Origin of the sequence: Ktedonobacter robiniae, assembly GCF_016587375.1 — a bacterium.
In the GTDB taxonomy this organism is placed as follows: domain Bacteria; phylum Chloroflexota; class Ktedonobacteria; order Ktedonobacterales; family Ktedonobacteraceae; genus Ktedonobacter; species Ktedonobacter robiniae.
In genome coordinates this window covers 1,396,137-1,416,671 of the sequence record NZ_BNJG01000001.1, presented here as the reverse complement: position 1 = coordinate 1,416,671, position 20,535 = coordinate 1,396,137, and the positions used below count along the sequence as shown (strand labels likewise).

At 55.5% G+C, this 20,535-nt stretch carries 14 protein-coding genes; 10 read left to right on the top strand and 4 right to left on the bottom strand.

Translation table 11 applies throughout. The features are described from left to right. Positions 1 to 215: 215 nt before the first annotated feature. Positions 216 to 356 (bottom strand): hypothetical protein, encoded by a 141-nt coding sequence (locus JMJ04_RS05785; protein ID WP_201369590.1) that lies wholly within the window; start codon positions 354 to 356, stop codon positions 216 to 218. A 264-nt stretch (positions 357 to 620) separates the two neighbouring features. Between JMJ04_RS05785 and JMJ04_RS05780 the strand changes: the two genes are divergently transcribed. The 7 genes from JMJ04_RS05780 (at position 621) to JMJ04_RS05750 (ending at position 13,071) form a co-directional block, all read left to right on the top strand. Beyond that, a complete protein-coding gene (locus JMJ04_RS05780) occupies positions 621 to 3,296 on the top strand; it encodes a DEAD/DEAH box helicase (RefSeq protein WP_201369589.1) in 2,676 nt (891 codons plus the stop codon). A 464-nt stretch (positions 3,297 to 3,760) separates the two neighbouring features. Next, a complete protein-coding gene (locus tag JMJ04_RS05775; protein WP_201369588.1) occupies positions 3,761 to 6,190 on the top strand; it encodes a serine/threonine protein kinase in 2,430 nt (809 codons plus the stop codon). Between the two features lie 57 nt (positions 6,191 to 6,247). Then, the gene (locus JMJ04_RS05770; RefSeq protein WP_201369587.1) at positions 6,248 to 8,992 is read left to right on the top strand and encodes a serine/threonine protein kinase; all 2,745 of its coding nucleotides are present in this window, start codon (positions 6,248 to 6,250) and stop codon (positions 8,990 to 8,992) included. A 224-nt stretch (positions 8,993 to 9,216) separates the two neighbouring features. Continuing rightward, a complete protein-coding gene (locus tag JMJ04_RS05765; protein WP_201369586.1) occupies positions 9,217 to 9,675 on the top strand; it encodes a hypothetical protein in 459 nt (152 codons plus the stop codon). Between the two features lie 30 nt (positions 9,676 to 9,705). Next, positions 9,706 to 10,026, top strand: coding sequence for a hypothetical protein (locus tag JMJ04_RS05760; protein WP_201369585.1), 321 nt, complete (start codon positions 9,706 to 9,708; stop codon positions 10,024 to 10,026). A 352-nt stretch (positions 10,027 to 10,378) separates the two neighbouring features. Then, a complete protein-coding gene (locus JMJ04_RS05755) occupies positions 10,379 to 11,266 on the top strand; it encodes an ABC transporter ATP-binding protein (RefSeq protein WP_201369584.1) in 888 nt (295 codons plus the stop codon). Between the two features lie 83 nt (positions 11,267 to 11,349). Beyond that, the gene (locus JMJ04_RS05750) at positions 11,350 to 13,071 is read left to right on the top strand and encodes a hypothetical protein (protein ID WP_201369583.1); all 1,722 of its coding nucleotides are present in this window, start codon (positions 11,350 to 11,352) and stop codon (positions 13,069 to 13,071) included. A gap of 97 nt (positions 13,072 to 13,168) precedes the next feature. On the opposite strand, the gene JMJ04_RS05745 is transcribed toward JMJ04_RS05750, so the two are convergent. The 3 genes from JMJ04_RS05745 to JMJ04_RS05735 are packed head-to-tail and all read right to left on the bottom strand — an operon-like array spanning position 13,169 to position 17,378. Next, positions 13,169 to 14,341 (bottom strand): YncE family protein, encoded by a 1,173-nt coding sequence (locus JMJ04_RS05745; RefSeq protein ID WP_201369582.1) that lies wholly within the window; start codon positions 14,339 to 14,341, stop codon positions 13,169 to 13,171. Positions 14,342 to 14,359: 18 nt separating this feature from the next. Then, positions 14,360 to 15,442, bottom strand: coding sequence for a WD40/YVTN/BNR-like repeat-containing protein (locus JMJ04_RS05740; RefSeq protein WP_201369581.1), 1,083 nt, complete (start codon positions 15,440 to 15,442; stop codon positions 14,360 to 14,362). Positions 15,443 to 15,479: 37 nt separating this feature from the next. Then, entirely contained in the window at positions 15,480 to 17,378 is a 1,899-nt protein-coding gene (locus tag JMJ04_RS05735; protein WP_201369580.1) for a copper resistance protein CopC, read from the bottom strand. A gap of 177 nt (positions 17,379 to 17,555) precedes the next feature. Here JMJ04_RS05735 and rnc point away from each other — a divergent pair, with 177 nt between their 5' ends. The 3 genes from rnc to JMJ04_RS05720 all read left to right on the top strand — a co-directional run bounded on the left by rnc (position 17,556) and on the right by JMJ04_RS05720 (position 20,535). Further along, the gene (gene rnc, locus JMJ04_RS05730) at positions 17,556 to 18,311 is read left to right on the top strand and encodes a ribonuclease III (protein ID WP_201369579.1); all 756 of its coding nucleotides are present in this window, start codon (positions 17,556 to 17,558) and stop codon (positions 18,309 to 18,311) included. 69 nt (positions 18,312 to 18,380) lie between these two features. Next, positions 18,381 to 20,120: an N-6 DNA methylase gene (locus JMJ04_RS05725; protein ID WP_201369578.1), complete on the top strand. Its 1,740-nt coding sequence runs from the start codon at positions 18,381 to 18,383 to the stop codon at positions 20,118 to 20,120. Next, positions 20,113 to 20,535, top strand: a complete 423-nt coding sequence (locus tag JMJ04_RS05720) for a cobalamin B12-binding domain-containing protein (protein ID WP_201369577.1) — start codon at positions 20,113 to 20,115, stop codon at positions 20,533 to 20,535. The genes JMJ04_RS05725 and JMJ04_RS05720 overlap by 8 nt, the downstream gene beginning before the upstream one ends.

Sequence of the window (20,535 nt, the reverse complement as noted above, 5' to 3'; positions counted from 1 at the left end):
GACCTCGCACCCTCCGTCGGCTCGCTGGTATCTCGCGCAGGTTACTCTTCTTTATCAACGCTGGCGCATATTTCTCTTATTGTCTTCCTATAGTATAAACACCCAGGCTCCAAGATTCAATCCCTCTCCCACCTTTGGTTATGGAATAAGTAGTGTGTGATGCAGCAACTGCCGGGCTTCAGCCCGGCAGTTGCTGCATCACACACTACTTATATCTACCTCTTGCGACTAGCGCGCTGCTCTAGTTTCTCCATCCAGATGGGGACAATGATCGAGATGGCTGTGAAGGCCGCGACCGCGCCATAGACTACAGCCAGGGTTTTGCCTACTGGGCCTTTTGACTCGCGTTTCTCCATGCTGTACCTCCTACATACTTGTCTGCTGTGTAGCGAATAATATCTCTGCGTCGAAACCACCAGCCACCTGGCAAGAAAACTCTTACTATACACAATACGATGGGCGCTTCCATAAGGTGATAACCATGCTGGGTGTTTGTCCTACACATTCGTGGGATATTTGCCCAGCTTGCCTCGACAATCGTCCTGCTTGTTCAGACCCCCGCTGCATGTTACAATGGAGATCAATATTGCGAACGTTTGAAACTGTAAAGAAAAAGGCGCATGGACGAATACGTGGAGGCCGGGCGTGTGAACCAGGCCGCAATCGAAGATTTTGCTGCTCGCTATCCCTTTCCCATCGATGATTTTCAGCTAGAGGCTGTGGCTCATCTGCTGGATGGGCGCTCTGTTATGGTAGCTGCTCCTACCGGAACTGGTAAGACCCTGGTCGCTGAGTTCGCTGTCTGGTTAGCACAAAAGCGTGGGCAACGTATCATTTATACAACCCCTCTTAAGGCCCTCTCGAACCAGAAGTATCGTGATATGCGCGAGCTATACGGCTATGACAATGTTGGCCTGGTGACTGGCGATATTGTGGAGCATAGCCATGCCTCGATTGTGATTATGACGACCGAGGTCTATCGCAATATGCTGCTGGAAGATGGAGGCGAGCGCTTCGCCAACGGTGAGCGCCTTGATGCCAGCGAGCTGCGTGATGTCGGCTTTGTGGTCTTTGACGAGCTGCATTACTTGAGTGACTTTGATCGCGGCCCCGTCTGGGAGGAGGCGATCATCTGCTCACCTAAACATGTGCAACTGGTGGGCCTCTCCGCCACGGTTAGCAACGCTGAAGACCTGGCAAGCTGGATCAGTCGTGTGCATCGCCCCATCTCACTGGTCTTTCACGAGCAGCGCGCAGTCCCGCTGGAGCACTATTATTACTATGGCGATAAGATTCACCTGGTGCAGGATGCCGAGGGGAACCGCGTCAATCGTTTCCCCAGAGTCGGTGGCGAGGCCAAGATCGCGCAGATGATGAATCGCCGACGTATCTACGTGTATGACGACGATGAAGAGGGCGAGGTTGACGAGGAGGCCGTCACCGAGGAGTTTTGGGATAAGCAGGAGAATCGGCGTAAGGGGCGCGTGCCCAACCGCGAGCAGCGACGCCGAGCCGAGCGTCGGGGCAAACCAAGCACCTCGCGCGCGCAGCAGCACTCGTCTGCTCCCTCTACAGCGTCGGCGCATGCTGCTCCCAATACTGAAGAGGGCAGTGAGGCGGAAGATCGCCCCGTGCGGCCACGTCAGCGCCAGTTCTTCAAGGCCCCCGAGCCAGGTGAGACATTGACCGCGCTTCGCAACGCCGATATGCTGCCCTGTCTCTACTTCTTGCCTGGTCGTCGTGTGGTGGAAGAGGCCGCCACGAGCGCCTCTCTCCATAGCTTTACGACCCCCGAGGAAGAGGCCTTTATCCGCGAAGAAATTGGGATCTGGTTAGATCGCCTGCCGCCCGAGGATCGCAACCTGCAACAGGTGCTCTCCCTGACGAACATGCTTCCGCGTGGAATCGCCTTCCATCATGCCGGTCTGCTGCCGGGACTGAAGGTACTAGTGGAGACGCTCTTTGCCCAGGGACACCTGCGAGCCGTCTTCGCGACCGATACCCTGGCCCTGGGCGTGAACATGCCAGCTCGTACCGTTGTGGTGGGCAGCCTCAGCAAGTTCGATGGTCAGGAGATGCGCCTGCTCACGCCCAATGAATACCGTCAGTTGACCGGGCGTGCTGGACGTCGCGGCATGGATGTGCGCGGCTCGGCAGTTATCCCCTACTCACCCTGGGAGCCTTTCGAGGATGCATTTCAGCGCATCACGGGCGAGATGCTACCCGTCACTAGCTCATTTGTCATTCGCTATAACTCGGTGCTCAACCTCTGGCGGCCAGGAGATGTGCAACATCTGCGTCGCATCTGCGCCTCCAGCCTGCGCGAGTACCAGCGCTACCTCATATGGGAGCTGAACGAGTATCATCGCCTGGAGAAGCGCTATCAGAAGGCGCGCAAGTCGGGCAAGAAGAAAGGGGCGGCCTCTGAGGGCGCGTTTGAGGCGCTAGAAAAGCGCCGCCAGCGCATCGGCTCCTACCCACTCAGCCGGGCGGGCGCCGCCGAACTGGATGGCACGATCTTCGCCTTGCGGGCACTTGGCCATATCGGCCAGAACGATGAGTTGACGCTGAAGGGGCGCCTTCTGCGCGGTATCTTCCATCCCGCTGGTATCATGCTGGTCGAGATGATAATGCGCGGTATCTTCGATGGCATGTCGCCCAACGAGGTCGCCGAGATCTGTAGCTGGTTCACTTTCAGCAATGATAAGCGCCTGCATAATCGGAATGTCCTGGCGTCGCGCCTCGCGCGCGTGCGGCGCGATCTCTACCAGGTACTGCAACATGTCCATGGCATCGAGGAGCGGGCCGGGATTAACTTTTCACCGAGTATCCAGCCAGAGTTCCACGGCGTGGCCTTTGCCTGGTCACGTGGCATGTCCTTGAATGCGCTTCTTAACCGGATCGAGCTGGCAGAGGGCGATATCCTGATGCTGCTCAACCAGACCATTGACTTGCTCCAGCAAGTCCAGGCCGCAGTTGGCCAGGTGGCCGACATGAAGGAGGCCTGGGATAAAGTGGTGCCGCTGATGACGGATGGCGTGATGAACGAGCGGAATGTGGCCTCACACACGCAAGCGCAATTGACCGAACTGCAACAGCAACGCGAGCGCCTGGCTGCCCTACGCCCCCTCTTCGCGCAGGCCGCCTCTTCCCTGCTACGTGGCATTATCATACAGAGTCGCATGGTACCCTCGATGTCTGTGCAGATCGAGGATAGCGTGCTTCCGCTCGACGCGGAAGAGGATCGTGACTCAACCGGCCTGCACGACTCCCAAACCTTCGTCGGAGAAGTATAGACTGAATATGCATGAGGCCCCCTCCGCCATTTTGTGGTGAAGGGGGCCTCATGCATATTCAGTCACTAGCCCTCTTTTCCCTATTTCCTACCATTTTGCTTACTCGCCCGTTTACTATAATAGTGCGCGCTACCGGAGAGCTTTGAGATGTCATAACAAACGCTGTTATAACATACGCTACCGAGATACATCCTTGAGTGAGCTTTAGCGTAAAGTGTTTCTTGTCGGTTGAGCGCCAAAAGAAACATTACTTTGGTCATGCCTACAGGGCCTAGAAGTTGTCAGAACCAGCCAAGTTGAATAATATGTACAAAGGTACAAATATCTCTAGTGGCTGATAAAGATGCGGTGGGTAGAGGATGCAGGTGTGATGGATCACGTTGCCCACGCGGATCGCAATAGATCGAAGGACGAAGACTAGCTAGCGATTGTATTTGTGAGCAGGAAAAGGGGTAGGTTTTAGAATGAACGCAGAAGCTTTGATAGGAAGAGTGCTGGGGACCTGTACGCTCCAGAGGCTCATCGGTCAGGGAGGCATGGGCGCTGTCTACCAGGCGCAGCAGTCACGCCCGCGCCGCCAGGTTGCCGTAAAAGTGCTGATGCCGATGTCGCCCTTGAATCCTAATCAGCTAGCGGCGTTCCTGGAGCGTTTTCGCCGCGAGACGGATGCCGCGGCCTCGCTGGATCATCCTAATATTACGCCTGTCCATGAATATGGTGAGCAGGATGGGATTGCCTACCTGGTTATGCCCTACATCAGCGGCGGTACGCTCCGCGACGAATTGGAGCGCTTTGGACCCCTGCCGCTTGATAAAGCTACGCACTATCTCGAACAACTGGCCGCGGCTCTTGATCACGCGCATGATCACGGGGTTATTCACCGCGATATTAAGCCAGCCAATATTCTGCTGACCCCCGAGGGGCGTCTCTTATTGACCGATTTTGGCCTGGTGAAGATTGTGGGCGAGGGCTATGCCCCCCAGGTTCGCCTGACTGGCGAAGGGGTGCCAGTTGGCACGCCCGATTATATGGCGCCCGAACAGGTCATTGGCAGCGATGTTGATCAACGCGCCGATCTCTACTCTCTGGGTGTGATTCTCTTTCAGATGCTCACGGGAACAACTCCCTTCCAGGGAGAGACGCCTATGCAGATTGCCGCCCAGCAGTTGCAGGTTCCACCACCCTCGCCCCAGGCTTTACGTCCAGACTTGCCCCTGGCCGCGGCCCAGGTCTTGTTGAAGGCCCTGGCTAAAAAGCCGGTTGATCGCTATACGACCGCGGTCGATTTCGCTATCTCTTTCCGTAATGCCTTGCAGAGCTCAGGCGTCCAGCTTGGTGTGAGTCCACTGTTGAATGGTGTTACCTCCAATACAGGGCGCATTTTTATTCCCAAAGGCATGCTTGAGCCTGCACGGCATAGCGCGCGCATCCAGACAGTCCCTGGACCAACCGCTCCCGCTCCTCAGGCTGAGCCGTCTGCTCCTGCAGCCAGGGGCCAGTTTAGACCCGGCGTCCTGCCCTCGAAGAAGCTTGGCCAGGTCAGTCCCGTTGGTGGTGGCCTGCTGGCACGTGCTCCTGGTATTGCCGATGCGCCAGCAGTCGCTCCCGCTGATCCGCTCTCTCCTCTGCCGATAGAGGCCTCGCGCCCTGCCGGTGGCCTGCTCTCGCGTACGGGAAAATTTCCCCTGGTGAATGGTACGCCAAAGAATGAAATGGCGCAGCAGATGCCTGAGCAATTCTCTACTATGACACAGGCGCCGCAGCAGGATTTTAGTACGCAGTTCGCCGCTTCTCTGTTGCCCTCGACGCCCCTGGCTCCTCAGCCTGAGTCAGCGGGTATGGTAAAGCGTAACACGGGTACGTTGATCGCGCCTTCGGGCCAACAGAACACAGGCGCTCTGCGCACAAACACTGGCTCGCTGATGTCGATCAACAAGCAGCAGGGCACGGGCGCGCTGACGCTTACCAATGGCAATAACGAAACAGTCAAGCTCACCGGGCCGGTAAAAGTCGTGAAGGTGCCTGTTGCGGGCCAGCCTGGTCGCTACGTGACCGGCATTCTGCCTGTGATTCCCGCCGATGAGAAGATTTCTGAGCGCTCGGGAGCCTCGTTGGGGGTAAAAATCATCTCCATCTCGGTGGCGACTGTGCTGATTCTACTGGTTGGGGCCGGTATGTTCTGGTTTATGCATAATCGTTCGAGCCAGGTTCCACAGAACAATACTAGCAATAGCAGTGTGACGAGTACGCAGAAGACCTCGGGGGCACCAACCAATTCCAATATCCTGATTCAAGATCCCCTGGACCATAACGCGCATGATTGGCCTGAAACGCCAGCAGATATGTATGCCTTTAAGGATGGGGCTTATCATATCACGAACCATACCGATGCTAGCGGTATTAGTCTCCTGGAGACCTCGCCCTTTAATGGCCCTATCACATATTCACTCTCAATGCGCCAGATCGCTGGCGACGATAACTCAGAGGTCAATACCTTTGGCCTGATCTTCCGCTTCTCGCAGTCCATGCAAAACAAGAAGCAGGTTACCCACTTTTACACCTTCGAGGTCTTAAATAAAAAAGGTGGCTACTACCGCTTCTGGAAATACGATGATAGCTCGGGCGATAAGAATAAGTTCTGGCAGCAGATTGGGAAGAACGTCAATCTTGGGAATGAGTTTAAGATTGGGCGGGACGCGAACGCGACGAACACGCTCACCGCGACGATGGATGGCAACAAATTTACCTTCTGGGTCAATGGGAAGAAGGTAATGGATGCCACTGATAACTCCTATGCTACTGGCATGGTGGGTATGATTGTGAACCTCAAAAACTCGGAAGTTGCCTTTAGAAACCTTTTAGTAACGCGCGGGGTAAACAATCCTACGCACTAGTTTTGGGGCATCACTGGTCCGTTCCTATTCATCTACATGTAAGAGGCAGGTCGTCGTATGAACGCAGAGGATTTGATTGGTAAGGCGCTTGGGACATGCACCTTGCAGCAGCTTATCGGTCAGGGTGGGATGGGAGCCGTCTTTCTGGCTCAGCAATCTCGCCCACGCCGCCAGGTTGCGGTCAAGGTGCTCTTCCCTTTTACGCCGCTCAATCCCGGTCAAAAGGCTGCGTTCCTGGAGCGCTTCCGGCGCGAGACGGATGCCGCGGCCTCCCTGGTTCATCCAAATATCATGCCTGTGCATGAATATGGCGAGCAGGATGGGCTGGCCTACCTGGTTATGCCCTACTTGAGCGGAGGCACGCTCCGCGATGTACTTGAGCACGAGGGACGCCTGCCCCTGGCACAAACCAGTAACTATCTTGAACAACTCGCGGCCGCTCTAGAGGTCGCCCATGGGAGGGGTGTCATTCACCGCGATTTGAAGCCGGCGAATGTGATGCTCACACAGGAGGGCCGCCTGGTCCTGACCGACTTTGGCCTGGTGAAAATCCTCTCTGATGGGCAATCCGCGCAAGTGCGCTTGACGGGGGCTGGAGCCCCTCTGGGCACGCCCGACTATATGTCGCCTGAGCAAGTCATCGGCACTCCAGTCGATATACGTGCTGATCTTTACTCGCTTGGCTGCGTGCTCTATCACATGGTCACAGGGAGCCTGCCCTTTAAAGGGGCACTCCCTATGCAGGTGGCCATGCAGCATTTAAATAATCCGCCGTCCTCACCACGCTTGCTGCGCCCGGATCTTCCGGTGGCGGCTGAGCAGGTGATACTGCGCACCCTGGCGAAACGGCCTGAGGATCGCTATGCCAATGCCAGTGAGATCGCGGGCGCTTTTCGCGAGGCGCTGATCTCGGCTGGTGTCTCCATTGGCGAGACTCTTAAAGTGCCTGCCGCTCAGGGTGATGCTTCTTTTACCAAGCGAGGTCTGTTTGATCCTATGTGGCAACAAAATCATTTTTCACAAGACGAGAACTCGCCTCAGAAGCCTTCTGAACAGCAGCACCCTTTTCCACCTATGCCTGCTCCCATAGGCCAGGCAGACCCTGGCGCTAACGCCCAGGCATCTCAACCCGCGCAACCGCCCGTGCGCAATGATTTTATCGCCAGGACGAGTATGACGATGCCCTCTTTTACAGGCATCCTTCCTCCAGAGATGCAGGCTGCTCCGGTTCGTCCGACGCCCGTGGCCCCGGCCCTCTCTTCAGGAAATACTAATTTTGGCGATGCCTCCTTTGGAATGCCTAATACATTTCTGGCGCAGAACCAGAATCAAGCGCCTAACCAGTACACGCCACCCTGGGGTCCGGAACAATCGCCCGCGATCCCGCAGGAGGATTTTCCGCAGGCGCCGTCCTCATTTGGAGGAAGCGCACCGTCCACTCCTCGTGCAGGCGGGCTATTAAGCCAGTTCTCATCTGAGAAGCCCCAGGCGACGCCTCAGCCCGGAGGCTCCTCATTCAACCTGGCGCAGCCTTCCTCACCAGGGGCGGAGCAGAACTCACAACCCGCTTCTTCATCACTCTTTTCCTATGGGTCCAAGCCTACGGGCCTATTAAATTATGCCGCGACGGCGCAACCCGCTGCTCAGCAGCCTGTTGAGCCAGCGCAGACCGGCATGAATAATGAGCAGCAGGGGGTGATGCCGCAGCCTCAGCAGGATGGATGGGGACAGCAGCAGGGCTTCGCGCCCAACTGGCCACAGCCTGGTCAGGGCAAGACTGGCACGCTTGCTGATTTTGGTGCCCAATATCCTGAGCAGGGAAAAACGGGTCTCCTGGCGCCAATTGGCGAGGTGAGCACGCCAGGCGCTTCAAACACAACTAGCATGATGCGCCTGGTCCAACCTGCCCGGGTCTTTAAGATTCCAGTCGCGGGCAAGCCTGGTCAGTATGTGACGGGTATGCTACCCCAGCTGCCCGCCGAGATGCAGGATGATCTAAAGGCAGAGGAGGAGAATCTAAAGCAAAAAAAGTTGAGCAATCGCCTGAAATCGGCTATCTTGATTGTTACAGCTGCATTGATCATCTTTGGCGGTAGTCTCTTCTGGCTAGTCAATTCGCATACTACCCCTCAACAGTCTAACCCTCATGATACAATGCTTTTGAAAGCCCAGGCGACCAGCACCGCCCAGGCGGGTGTGACGGCAACGGCCCAGGCAGCTAACATCTATTTCGAGGATCCCCTCGATAGTAATACGCATAGCTGGCCAATTGGCCCTGGCTATACCTTTAAAGATGGGGCGTATCATGTCAAGAATACGTCGAATAATGTCAGTACTGCCATTTTGCAGGATTTTTCACTGCCTGATTCCTTTGTCAGTACGATCACAATGAATGTGATCAAAGACAATGATTCTGACGCTCATAATGAGTATGGCATGATTCTGCGCTATCAGAAGGATAGCAAGGGTAAGCGTAGTTTCTACCTCTTTGATGTGCGCAACTTCAAGGGTGGGCGCAAGTACCAGTTCTGGAAGTATAGCGATAGCCGTGGAACAGATGATGGTGCAGCCTGGAAGCAGCCGCTCTGGGAAGGCGATATCAAGGGCGAGTATAAAGGCAACCACAACCAGCAAAATGTGATCAAGATTGATGTGCAGAACGATAAATTTACGTTCTATGTCAATGGCAAGCAGGTTGGTAACAAGAGCGATAACTCGCTAAAGGGGGGGCAGGTAGGCATGCTGGTGTATCTCAAAGATACTGAGGTGGCCTTTTCTAATCTGGCGCTGACTCGCAACTAATGCCGTTTGCTCTTAAATGGCGCTCTCGCAAATTAATGGTACGCTTAATTGTAGGGGCCAGCCATGCTGGCATGGCCTTGTCACTCGCGAGGACCGCACCTTCAGCTCTTGGAGTCCAAGCGAGCTTGGACCCTACAATTATAGGGCGGTGTTTATGTACAAGCCACGTGTGGGCCTGGGGCTTATACGCTGGTGAAGTTTCTAGATCCAGTTGGAGGTAACGCTTGAACACGTTGTTCGTACAGACATCTCTGCATTCGGTGATGGGGATGGCCCTTGCTGGCGTGAGCGATGGCCAGATGAAGGTTATCTCCATTGCTCTGTGGATCAGTGCATTCCTGTGTATCCTGAATATCATCTTAGCGGTCGTGTATCGAAGTCGTTCGAAGCGAGAGGTGTTCTCCTATTGGGCTATCTGTGTCCTCGAACTGGCGATTTTTGTCTTTGCCCTGCTCTTGCGAGTCGGGGTTATCTCTCAGGTTCCGTTCCATCTGCCACCAGGCCTGCCCGTTGACCGCCTGGAAATTGGCGCGGCGCTGGCTTTTGGTATCGGCCTCTTCCCGGCGGCCTTCTGGCATCGTGTTAACCTCTCCGATCTTCCTAAGCGGATTGGGGAAGATGGCAAGGCTATGAAGAGCGGTAAGGGAACGGTGAGCCAGGCTCCTGGGGAGTGGATGAATTAAATATTGTAGAAAATTGATGGTGATCCAGTAATGTTACGACGATTCCTTAGTGCGTTCGTTGTGTTTGTGCGCTCTTGTAACTCCTGGCAGATACGCATAGTGACGCTGGCATTTCTGGTCCTGAGTGTTGGTTGTAGTTCCCAGGCACTTGTCAGTGCCGTTGCTGCCAGTTCCCATGTCATGCAACCAGTAAGTAGCGCAGCTAATAATATTGATACGCTTGTATATCCTCATCAGCGCGCCTGTACTATTTCGCCACAACAAGTGGCGCAGAGAACCATATCGCAGAATGAGCCGCTTGCAGGTACGCCGAGTATGATGCCCAATACCTGCTCGCATATCCAAAAGTAATGCTCTGTATTTATCTATGTGCTTATGTGCATGCCTCTCTTTCTTAAGGTGCCCCTTTCCAATGGGGCACCTTTTGTGTGTTATGGTAGGAACTTTCGCATTGACCATGCGTACAGGTATATGTATGAGTTTTTAGCGAGGGGCTGAGATTATGCCCCTTAGATCTTCGCTCCCTTTCTACGTCTATCTTACTGACACCATATGCAAGTTATTTCTGGTTAGGGATGTAGTAGTGGCTGCCAACCGCTACCACATCCCTAACCAGGGCGAGTGCCATAGGTGCGAGATTGGGCGCTCTCGCTTATACTTCTATCATTGGTAGACACTGTAGTAATAAAAAAGGATGTTTTGAATGAATACCTTTCCTGAGCAGAATCCTCCACAGACTCAAGATACACCTTTTCCTCAACCAGCTGCAGCTCAGGCTTATCCACAAGCATATTCATCTACTCAAACAGGGCAGAGTGCTGAGCAATACGCGGTTCTGACGCAGGACCTGTTGCAAACCTTCGGCCAGAAGGTCGCTGTAAACCATCTGAACCTTGCTGTACGTCCGGGTGAGTTCTTTGGCTTTCTGGGTCCCAACGGCGCTGGCAAATCGACAACGATCAAAATGATGGTGGGACTCTTGCGCCCAACCTCTGGCTCGGTCTGGGTGGGAGGCGTGGATGTCTGGAAAGATCCACTCAGCGCTCGTGCCCTGATGGGCGTACTTCCTGAGCATCTGAATCTCTATGAGCGCCTGACGGGGCGTGAGTTTATTCTCTTTGCAGGCCATATGTATGGCGTGCCCGATGCCGATGTGACGCGCCGCACCGAGGACTTGCTACGTGTCCTTGACCTGGCAAACGATGCGGATAAGATGATTGTTGATTATTCAGTAGGTATGCGCAAGAAAGTCGCGCTGGCCGCAGCCATCTTGCATCGCCCCCAGGTGCTATTCCTAGATGAGCCGTTTGAGGGGATCGATCCCGTGAGTTCACGTGTGATTCGCGACATTCTGCATGAACTGACCCAGCGTGGAACGACGATCTTCTTCTCTTCGCATATCATGGAGGTGGTGGAGCGCTTGTGTACGCGCGTTGGCATTATCAATCAGGGTGTGCTTGTGGCCGAGGGAACGCTGCAAGAACTGCGTGAGCGGGCCAGCGGCGATGATAAAGATGCCTCGCTGGAGGACGTCTTCCTCAACGTCATTGGTGTGCGCAATGAGAACCATAATCTGAGTTGGCTTGACTGAATCCTTATTCCGAAACCCAACGTCACTCTCGTGACTAGCGCTTCGCTCTCAGGGTTTCGGATCAGAAGTAATAGGAGTGTGGTGTGCTTATCCATCGCGATAAAATCCGCTGGCTGCTCTGGCTGCGCTGGAAGACATTTCTGCGCGCCTTTACCCGTCCCGGTAAGGGCAAGGTTGGCCGCATCATTAGCCGTATTGTATTGATCCTGGTGCTGCTCTGGGCAGGCTTCTGGGCAGCCTTTCTCTTCTTCGCGGCGGGCCGCTTTCTGCCTGCTCCCGCCAATTTTGAGGCGACCCTGCTACTCCTGACGGCGCTGAATGTGCTCTGGCTGGTCCTGCCGCTGCTTGAATTTAATACCAATGAAGGCCTGGACCTGACCAAGCTGGCGCTTTTCCCACTTACGCGGGGCGAGAAGATGCTTAGTCTCGTGCTCTCGACCCTACTGGACACGATGACGCTGGGCCTGTTACTGGTCTTCGCGGGCCTGATTGCAGGTTGGGCCTTCTCGCTGCCCCTGGTGCTCTTTAGTATAGTGACGGTACTGGTGTTTTATGTGCAGGTGATTGGTATCGGCCAGCTCATCCTCTCGCTCTTGATGAGCTTCTTGCAGAGCCGTCGCTTCCGTGACCTGGGTGTCTTCCTGATCGTGCTTATCTCTTTCTCTGGCTATCTTTGCCAGTTTGTCTCGCGCGGAATCTTTACCGAAAACTTCATTAATAATCTGAGCAATCATCCGTATTCGCCTTATCTCCAGTGGCTCCCGCCCGGTATGGCGGCGCGGGCCATTGAGCAGGCCTCGCTGGGGAACTGGGGCCAGGCGCTGCTCTGGCTGCTGGCCTTGCTGGCGGTCGGCGTGGTGGCTCTCTTCCTCTGGCAAATGGTTGTAGAGCGGGCGGTGGTACGTCCCGAGGTCGACAACTCGGCCAGGCGTGTGCGTCGTCGCTCCACAAGTGAGGCGGTGGTACCTTCCACAGCGGCAGCAGCCCCTGTAGCGGCATCCAGAGCCAGGCTAGCTCTTCTGGAGCGCCTCTTCCCAACGCCAGCGCTTTCGCTGCTGGGCAAGGATCTGAAATATATGCGGCGCGATCCGCAGATTACCGGGGCCTTGCTGCAATCGGTGCTTGCGCCCGTCTTTGTGGTCGCTGTAACGCTGTTTAATGCTACATCTGGTGGTGGTACGCACACAAACAGCTTTTCTAGCTGGTCCCCGCTCTTGCTGGTGCCATTGATGGTCTGTCTCTCGCTCTATCGCTTCTCGTATAATATCCTGGGCTTTGAGCGCCAGAGCCTGGGTACGCTCTTCCTCTTTCCGATCAAGCCCTGGCATATCCTATGGGGCAAGAACCTGGTCACCTTCACGATCGGGATTGTGGAATTGGTGATCCTGGTACCGGTGGCGATGTTCCTCTCGCATAGCTTGAATCTGCTCGTTCCCGTCCTGGCGGGTGGCTTCTCTGCTATCTTTGTGGTCGTGGGCCTGGGTAACCTGACCTCGGTCTTCTTCCCTCAGCAGTGGCGGCAGATTCAGCGTGGCTTCCAGACCTCGATGGGTTCAAGCTCTGAGGCCGGTTGTATGCGGGCCGTGATGTCGCTGGTGACGCTCGCGGTCCTGGTCGTGGTGATGGTGCCGGTCCTGCTGGCATTGGGCGCACCGCTCTTCTTTGGTATGACCTGGCTCTGGTCGCTGACGGCCCCGCTTTCGCTGGTTTACGGTGTCCTTGTCTATATCGGTATAACATCGCTTGTAACTCCTCGCCTGCTGAATCGCAGCCCAGAGATCCTCTCAGTTGTGACACGCGCCTAGCTTGCCTTTGTGCCTTTGAGTAGGATGTGTAGAGCGCCCTGGTAGCCGCAGGCTACCAGGGCGCTCTACACATCCGTTGTATCAGTATTGGCTATCTTTAGCCCTTCTTGTGTGGCTCAGCCTTCTTGCGTGAGCGCAGGAAGATGAACAGGAGGCCAAGCAGCAGGCACACAATCAGCACATAGGCGACGATGTTGACAATTGTGAGCAGGCTATCAGGCGATCCGTTCGCGGCCTGGGTCAGGGCTGGTGGATAGAGGCCTGTAATGATAAATTGCGGGTTTCCGCCTACGGTGAGGGTATTGATGAGCTGGCGTCCAGGAACATCGTACATGACGACTTTGCCGCTTGCGAGCGCGATAAAAGCAAATTGCCCATCGCTGGTAATAGCTACTGATTGGGGATGATCCTCCAGGGAGATGACCCGGTTAGGCTCTTTGGGCAGGGCGAAGCCTCCATGTACCGGGTTGAGCACTAGTAGCCTGTTGGTACTCCGGTCAGGAACATACATCTCTCCTGTAGTTTCATCAAAGTCCATGGGACCATAAGAACCACCAGAGAGTATCTTTGTGACCTTGTGTGAGACAAGGTCAATAGTCATAATGTCCCCAGCACGCGTAGTGACATAGGTCGTTGTCCCAGGCGGGTTAGAGAGATATTGAGGGCCTCCGTCAACGGGAATGCTGGCAATCCGCTTATACTGTTTCAGGTCATAGGCGATGACGTCGTGCTCGCTAGAGATCCAGAGCTGATTGCCAACCGTATCTGACTGGGGATCTGAGACATAGGCCATGGCCAGTCCGTAGACGGGACCATTTGTTGCCAGCGTGTGTATGACCTGGCAGTTTTTGGGATCAATCTCACGTACGCCACTGGTCCCATTGCCGCCACTGTAGATAAGCTTGGTATTCAGGTCATAGGCTAGAAGTGTGGGCTGCCCGGGAACGCTCGCCGTACAGAGCGTGTGTCCATCATGCGTATCGAGAACCGCGACCTGGTTGCTCTGAGGTAGTGTCACAAAGAGGTTCGCGCCATCGACGCTGAGCAGGACGGTGTGCGGGTTGCCTTTCAGTGCCACGTTTTTTGTGACCTTTTGCGTGGCGATGTCGATGATGCTCAAGCCCTGACTGGCGCCTGCCACGTAGGCCAGGTTGGGCGCGCCGCCATCGGCATAGGCCAGGCGAGGGCTGCTCCCCATGAGCAGGAGGCCCATCAGAGTAAGAGTCAAGAGTAAGGTGGGATAGAGCAAGCGACGTCTACTGTGCACCATGATGTCACTTCTCCCTTTCTAGTTTTTCGGTGTCAGCGAGGCCCAGTGTTGGCTGGACTGGTCAAAGCGATAGATGGCAACCGGGTAGGAGAGCGAGATATAGACCTCTCCTGCGTTACCTGGGTGGGCAACTACATTGAAGTAGTTTCCTTGCAGGGGAGGTAGTTTGCTCCAGCTTTTGCCGCCATCGCTGCTACGATAGAGAGACGTGCCAGTCTTCCCGTAAAGTGTGAGCGGTTGTTGTGAGGAGACGCTCAGTGAGTTAATGGCCGCGGCTGAATAGACCTGTTGGAAGGTCTTGCCATGATCCTGAGAGGCATACACGCCATCATCGCCGCTGGCATAGATAGGGCCGTCGTTCCCGCCTGTGGCCAGTTCATAAACACCGCCTGTGTTCTGTAGCTTTGTCCAGTGTTGACCACCATCCTCGCTGCGCGCCAGGCCATCGCTGCTCCCGGCCAGGAGCACATGTTTCTCGCCTGGGAGGGCGAGCAGACTGCTCAGGCTACCAAAGGGAAGCTCGCCAGCGGCCTGAAAGTTCTTTCCTCTGTCCTGGCTCACGAGTAACCCATGACTGCCCAGGGTGTTGATATAGACATAGACCTCGTTGGCGGAGGTAGTGCCAGCCTGGGCCAGGAAAAGCGTGCTGGGTGTAAGCTTTTTGGCAGAGATGCTGAGCTGCCAGGTCTGCCCCTGGTCGCTACTGGTGTAGAGGCCAGGCGTGCCCTTCGATGACTTGTCGGTGGGCTGAGCCAGGACATAGACGCGTTGAGGATCTACGGGGCTGCTCACCATGGAGTAGCTCATTAAGCCCTCCATGGCCTGCCCTGCTCCTCCTGCGACCATCTTCCAGCTTGTGCCATCATCTGTGGTGCGGAAGAGGCCATAGTGGGTCGCGAGCAAGAGCGTATGGTTGGCAAAGGCCAGCAAGGAGTGAGGGTGGTTTGCGGCTGTGCCAAAGACATTGACCTTTTGGGCGGTCTGGGCATTGCTTGTTGTGGTATCATTCCCGGTGCCGCTACAACTCGCGAGCACCAGGGCCATAAGTATACATAAGCTCAATGGTAGCCAGCGTCGAAAACGCCTGTTGCCCCAGCTCATAATCTGCTCCTCAAAATATTTTTCTACATAAACATTTTTAAGATGTCTGAATGCGGAAACTGGCGGTATGTTGTGCTGTATCCGTAGTGCGGATGTGGACATCAATCTGCCACAGTCCACTCATGGGGAGAATGGCGGTACCGCTGAAATTTCCTTTGTTGTCAGGCTGTAAGGTGAGTAGCGTGGCGCCCATGCGCATCTCGACCATATCCGCAGCCAGCCCAACCTGTATGTTTTTCGCGTTCTGCCCCAGCTTATCCAGGACATGGACAGTGAAGGTGTTAGGGCCAATGCGATTGGGTGAGATGGTAAGTTGAACGTTGAACTGTTGATCCTCGGTTCGCATGCTTCCCTGGAAAGGCTTATTTGTTTTGGTCGCGGTGCCTGTACTACTAGCAGGCTGAGCAGGCGCAGTGGTAGTCGCGTAGACGCTCATGAGGCTGCTTGCGAGCAGGAGTGTGACACCCAGCAGCGCCTCCCAACGCAGAAGTGTGTGGAGCGTGCGCGTAGCGTGTTCGACCTGGCGCTCGATTTTCTTGCTGACATCAGCGGCGAAGCGTGCTTTTGCCTCCTCGCCAGCCTCAAGCTGGATCCGCTCAATTTTCTTGTAGTCGCGGTTAATGCGCGGGCGAATGAGCAGATCTTGTACGGCTCCCACGCAGAGCAGTATTCCCAGCAGGAGGCATTTCACAATGAGGGTACGGCCATAAGGGGTGCTTAACAACTGTTCCCAGGATTGCAGGTGCAGGTTGGAGCTGAAAAGTCCTGTGACCAGGAGGAGAAGCAACCCGGTCAGGGCCAGGGGAGAGAAAGTACCTAGTGTGTTCAGCAGAGCCTTGCCCTGAGTGAGCGGGAGCTGATCGCGTAGGGCGGGTAGGTAGACCCAGGCGACGTAGAACATGCCGCCGACCCACATAGTGGTACCCAGCCAGTGAAGCCAGTCGCTACCCAGACCCAGGAGTGGTGAGCCACTGATAGTGGTGGATGCGCCATGTCCGCTCAGGGCGAAGAGGAGAAGGAGGGCGCAGCCCAGGGCCAGCCTTCCCCATGTCACGAGCGACGACCGCGAATATTGCGCATCGGTGGCAGGCGTAGTCTGTGCAGGCAACAGGAGCGCGACGATGAGCAGAAGCTGCTGCAAAAGCCAGTAGGTGCCAAATCCTCCCGTGGTAAGGAGTTGTAGGGCGCTGGGTATAACCTGCGTGCCCTCTCCCTGAGCCAGTGCCAGGCTATTGCTGAGCAGCAAGCCAATATTGGCGCACAGGAGCAGGATCAAGAGCGGCTGCGCCAGTTTCTGCTCAAAGATCTGCTCTTCGCGCTCACGTATGGCTTGATGCTCGGTGCTCGCCTGTTTGCGTGTAATGAATGCGCGCCAGAACAAGGTCCCAACCCAGAAGGTCGCACCCAGCGCTAGAATGGTTTGCATCAGCCCATAGAGCACGCTGGCGAGATCGAGTTGGCCGGAGGCAAGAGGCGTGGCGCCAAAGGCATTAGCTACTCCCGTCAGGTTTGCGCCTTGAGGTAAGGCTCCATCTGGCACGGTTACACCGAAGCTAAAGGCCCCTGTCAGCGTCTGCCCATCGTAGCTTGCCAGTGTGCGCCAGGAGACGGTGTAGACTCCTGGTGGCAGGGGACTTTGCAATGGGACGACAAGCTCATGACCGCTGGCATAGGTGCGTAAATCGACTCGCCTGTGTTCGGCGTTCTGGACCATAACTGTACTGGCCGCCGAATTGAGATCCTCGCTAAACCAGAGATGAACCTCGGATGGCGCGGTGAGCAGGAGCTTATCTGCTGGGGGATCTGAGTGCAGGAGGATGGAAGACGCCTGCCCTGGCAGGGGAGTCATCACCAGCAGGAGCAGGGCGAGAGACGCAGCTATAGTTAGAAATATATGTATGTGGGGTGTAGCCCGAAAAAATCTTTGTGCTTGCATACGGATAACGACCTTTTGTACGTGATGTCCCGGTGGAGGGTTACCAGACCACAGTGTAGCATACCTTGTAGCGTTGGTGAAACAGGCTTCTCCTATCTCGCAGTAGATATGATATCATGATATAAACGATGGGTAACATCGACGTGCTATAGAATACTGATATATAATAATGGGATTATGGGAGACATAGAAAATATCGATAATTTGCTCGCATTAGAAGCGCTGCTTCAGGTGACGTTTCACAACCGTTCTCTGCTGCTACGAGCGATTACGCACCACTCGTGTTGTAGCGAAACGGCGCTACGCGACTCATATGACACCCTGGAATTCCTGGGCGATGCGATTATTAGCGCTCATGTTGTGGAGTATATTTATCGCAGCTTCCCAAACGCGAGTGAAGGGGATATGACGGCCCTCAAGTCCGAGGTGGTAAGCCGTCGTGTCTTTGCGCTTATTGGGCAGCAGCTTGGGTTGTTCCCTTTTATTCGCGTGGATATCGCGAACCTGCGCACCTTTAATGAGCGATCGCGTGACTCATTGTGTGCGGATGTGTTGGAGGCGCTGGTAGGGGCGATCCATATCGATCAGGGGGCAGAGGTCGCGCGCGACTTTGTGGCGCGAGCGATTCTGCCTATGGTTGAGCAGGTCAGTGTGCAGGCGGACACCAATCCTAAAGGGCGTTTGCAAAAGATTATCTTGCAGCGCACCGGAAGTCTCCCACGCTATCGCGTCCTGGAGCAGAGTGGGCGTAATAATGATCGTATCTTCCTGGTTGGCGTCTATGATCAGGAGACGCTTCTAGGCCTGGGCAAGGCCTCCAGTATCAAAGAGGCCGGACGGCTCGCGGCTCGCGAGGCGCTAGAGACTCTACAGAAACAGCGCGGGAAAGCTTCAATCATTGATGTAGGGGATGAATCGCAGCCTCAGCTTTGATAAGCATGAAGCAATGTAACCAATGGATAGATGCTTCTGTTTCTTTAAAAGAAAGCTGGAAGGGGAGAGATGGCAGCTCACGATCTTGTCAACTGGTACGAATCCAGTCTCGCTCCGACTGAGCGGAAGACGCGGGGACATTTCTCAACACCACCACGCCTGGTGGAGCAGATTCTCGATGCCTGTGGTTTCTCGCCTGAGCGCAATCTCACCCAACTCCGTGTCCTCGATCCCGCCTGTGGTGGCGGCAACTTCCTGACGGCTGTCTTACATCGCCTCGTCCTCTCGGCGGAGGCCAACGGTTTGAGCCAGCGTCAGATGTTGAGCCGCGTCCAGCAGAATATCTGGGGTTTTGATCCCGATCCCGTCGCCTGTTTCATGGCTGAGATGCACCTCCGCGAAGCGCTTGCTGCATATACCCTGCAATCTCCCCAGTATCGCAGTTCTCTGCCACTCCATATCCACCAGGCCGACGCGCTTACATTTCCCTGGGGGCAGGCGCTGGCGGAAAAGCGTCATGCAGATATTGATCTCTTTCTGGCAAATCCCCCTTACCTGGCGGCCAAAAATACGGATCTTAGTGCCTATCGCCAGGCGCGTGGCCATCAGGGGCAGAGCGATAGCTACCTGCTCTTTCTCGACCTGGCGTTGCGCCTGGTACGCCCTGGCGGCTGGATTGGCCTGGTGCTGCCAGATCCAGTGCTCGCGCGTACCAATGCCGCAAGCGAGCGCCAGGTACTGTTGCGAGAGACGACGATTCACCAGCTCTGGCATCTTTCCGGTGTTTTCTCGGCCTTTGTGGGCGCGGTCGTCATTGTGGCACAGAAGCGCCTGCCTAAGCGTTCGCACCAGGTTACCTGGACACGTGGACACTGGCACCTGCCTAGTGGAACGGTGGTGCCCATTTCTATCGGCAGTGAATCGTTGATTCCGCATACGCCAATTCTAGGGCGCGAGAAGCCCGAACAGGCACACGAGCATACCAGTATGATCAGGCAGGAGGTCCTGGCACGCCAACCTGAAGCGGAGTTACGCTACTTATGGGGGCGCATGCAGGGGACCTTAATTGAACGCCTCTATCTGCATAGCCAGGGCCACGCGGGTAAGAAGTCCTTGCTGGCCCCGCTTTCACACTGGGTTACCGTTCGGCGCGGTGAGGAACTGAGTAAGGATCACGCGCTCCTCTCACCCTGGCGCCCAAATGAGGGTGAGTGGTATCCCGTCTTACGGGGAGGCGTCGATATTCACCCCTATCGCTTCCCTCAAGCTATACGCTGGATGCAACGCGAGCATATTCACAAGCCCCTGGCGCGTTATCACGCCCCCAAAATTCTGGTCATTAAGAGTACAGGCCAGCTTCAGGCCTCGCTCGACCTTGAGGGGCATATTGTCTTACAGACGCTCTATATACTCAACCTTACGCGTGAGGACCTATGCACCTTCCAGGAGCAGGAAGACGAGCTGTTTTTCCTGCTGGCTCTGCTCAACTCGCGTCTTCTGCGTGTCTATACTTATGTATTGCATACTGCGTATAAATGGGTGCAGCCGCAGATCGAGCAGCATGTCCTGGCGCACCTGCCAGTCCCCACCCTGGCTGGCCCCGAGCGCCGCTTCATCATTCAGCGGGCCAGAGAGCTACAGTCTGCTTGCAGCGCGAAACCTCCCGTAGTAGAATTGAAGGAGAAGGAGATGTACGAGGAGCTAGAGCAAGCGATCTGCGCGCTCTACGAATCAGCTCTCCAGGGACGGCGAGCAAGCAGTTCGCCCTTAGATCGAAGAATCGCCGACAAAGGAGTCACCTATGGCTGATACACGTAAAATTCGCGTCCTGGTTGCCAAACCTGGCCTGGATGGGCATGACAGGGGCGCGAAAGTGATTGCGCGTGCCTTGCGCGACGCGGGCATGGAAGTAATCTACACTGGCATTCGTCAAACCCCGGAGATGATCGTTGAAGCCGCAGTCCAGGAGGACGTGGACGCGATTTTGATGAGCATTCTCTCCGGTGCACATATGGCCCTCTTTCCCAAAGTCATGGAGCTACTCAAGCAGAACGAAGTTGATGATGTGCTGGTGGCGGCAGGCGGCATCTTGCCCGATGAAGACATTCCCGCAATCAAAGCCATGGGTATCCAGGGCTGTTTCGGACCGGGGACCTCGACCGATGAGATCATCAAGTTCGTCCGGGAGAATGTGCGGTCTGAGCGCCTGCTGACCGAGGTATAA

Coding starts and splice junctions, on each gene's coding strand:
- JMJ04_RS05785 (WP_201369590.1), bottom strand. CDS start 356: ATGGAGAAACGCGAGTCAAAAGGCCCAGTAGGCAAAACCCTGGCTGTA.
- JMJ04_RS05780 (WP_201369589.1), top strand. CDS start 621: ATGGACGAATACGTGGAGGCCGGGCGTGTGAACCAGGCCGCAATCGAA.
- JMJ04_RS05775 (WP_201369588.1), top strand. CDS start 3,761: ATGAACGCAGAAGCTTTGATAGGAAGAGTGCTGGGGACCTGTACGCTC.
- JMJ04_RS05770 (WP_201369587.1), top strand. CDS start 6,248: ATGAACGCAGAGGATTTGATTGGTAAGGCGCTTGGGACATGCACCTTG.
- JMJ04_RS05760 (WP_201369585.1), top strand. CDS start 9,706: ATGTTACGACGATTCCTTAGTGCGTTCGTTGTGTTTGTGCGCTCTTGT.
- JMJ04_RS05755 (WP_201369584.1), top strand. CDS start 10,379: ATGAATACCTTTCCTGAGCAGAATCCTCCACAGACTCAAGATACACCT.
- JMJ04_RS05745 (WP_201369582.1), bottom strand. CDS start 14,341: ATGGTGCACAGTAGACGTCGCTTGCTCTATCCCACCTTACTCTTGACT.
- JMJ04_RS05740 (WP_201369581.1), bottom strand. CDS start 15,442: ATGAGCTGGGGCAACAGGCGTTTTCGACGCTGGCTACCATTGAGCTTA.
- JMJ04_RS05735 (WP_201369580.1), bottom strand. CDS start 17,378: ATGCAAGCACAAAGATTTTTTCGGGCTACACCCCACATACATATATTT.
- rnc (WP_201369579.1), top strand. CDS start 17,556: ATGGGAGACATAGAAAATATCGATAATTTGCTCGCATTAGAAGCGCTG.
- JMJ04_RS05725 (WP_201369578.1), top strand. CDS start 18,381: ATGGCAGCTCACGATCTTGTCAACTGGTACGAATCCAGTCTCGCTCCG.
- JMJ04_RS05720 (WP_201369577.1), top strand. CDS start 20,113: ATGGCTGATACACGTAAAATTCGCGTCCTGGTTGCCAAACCTGGCCTG.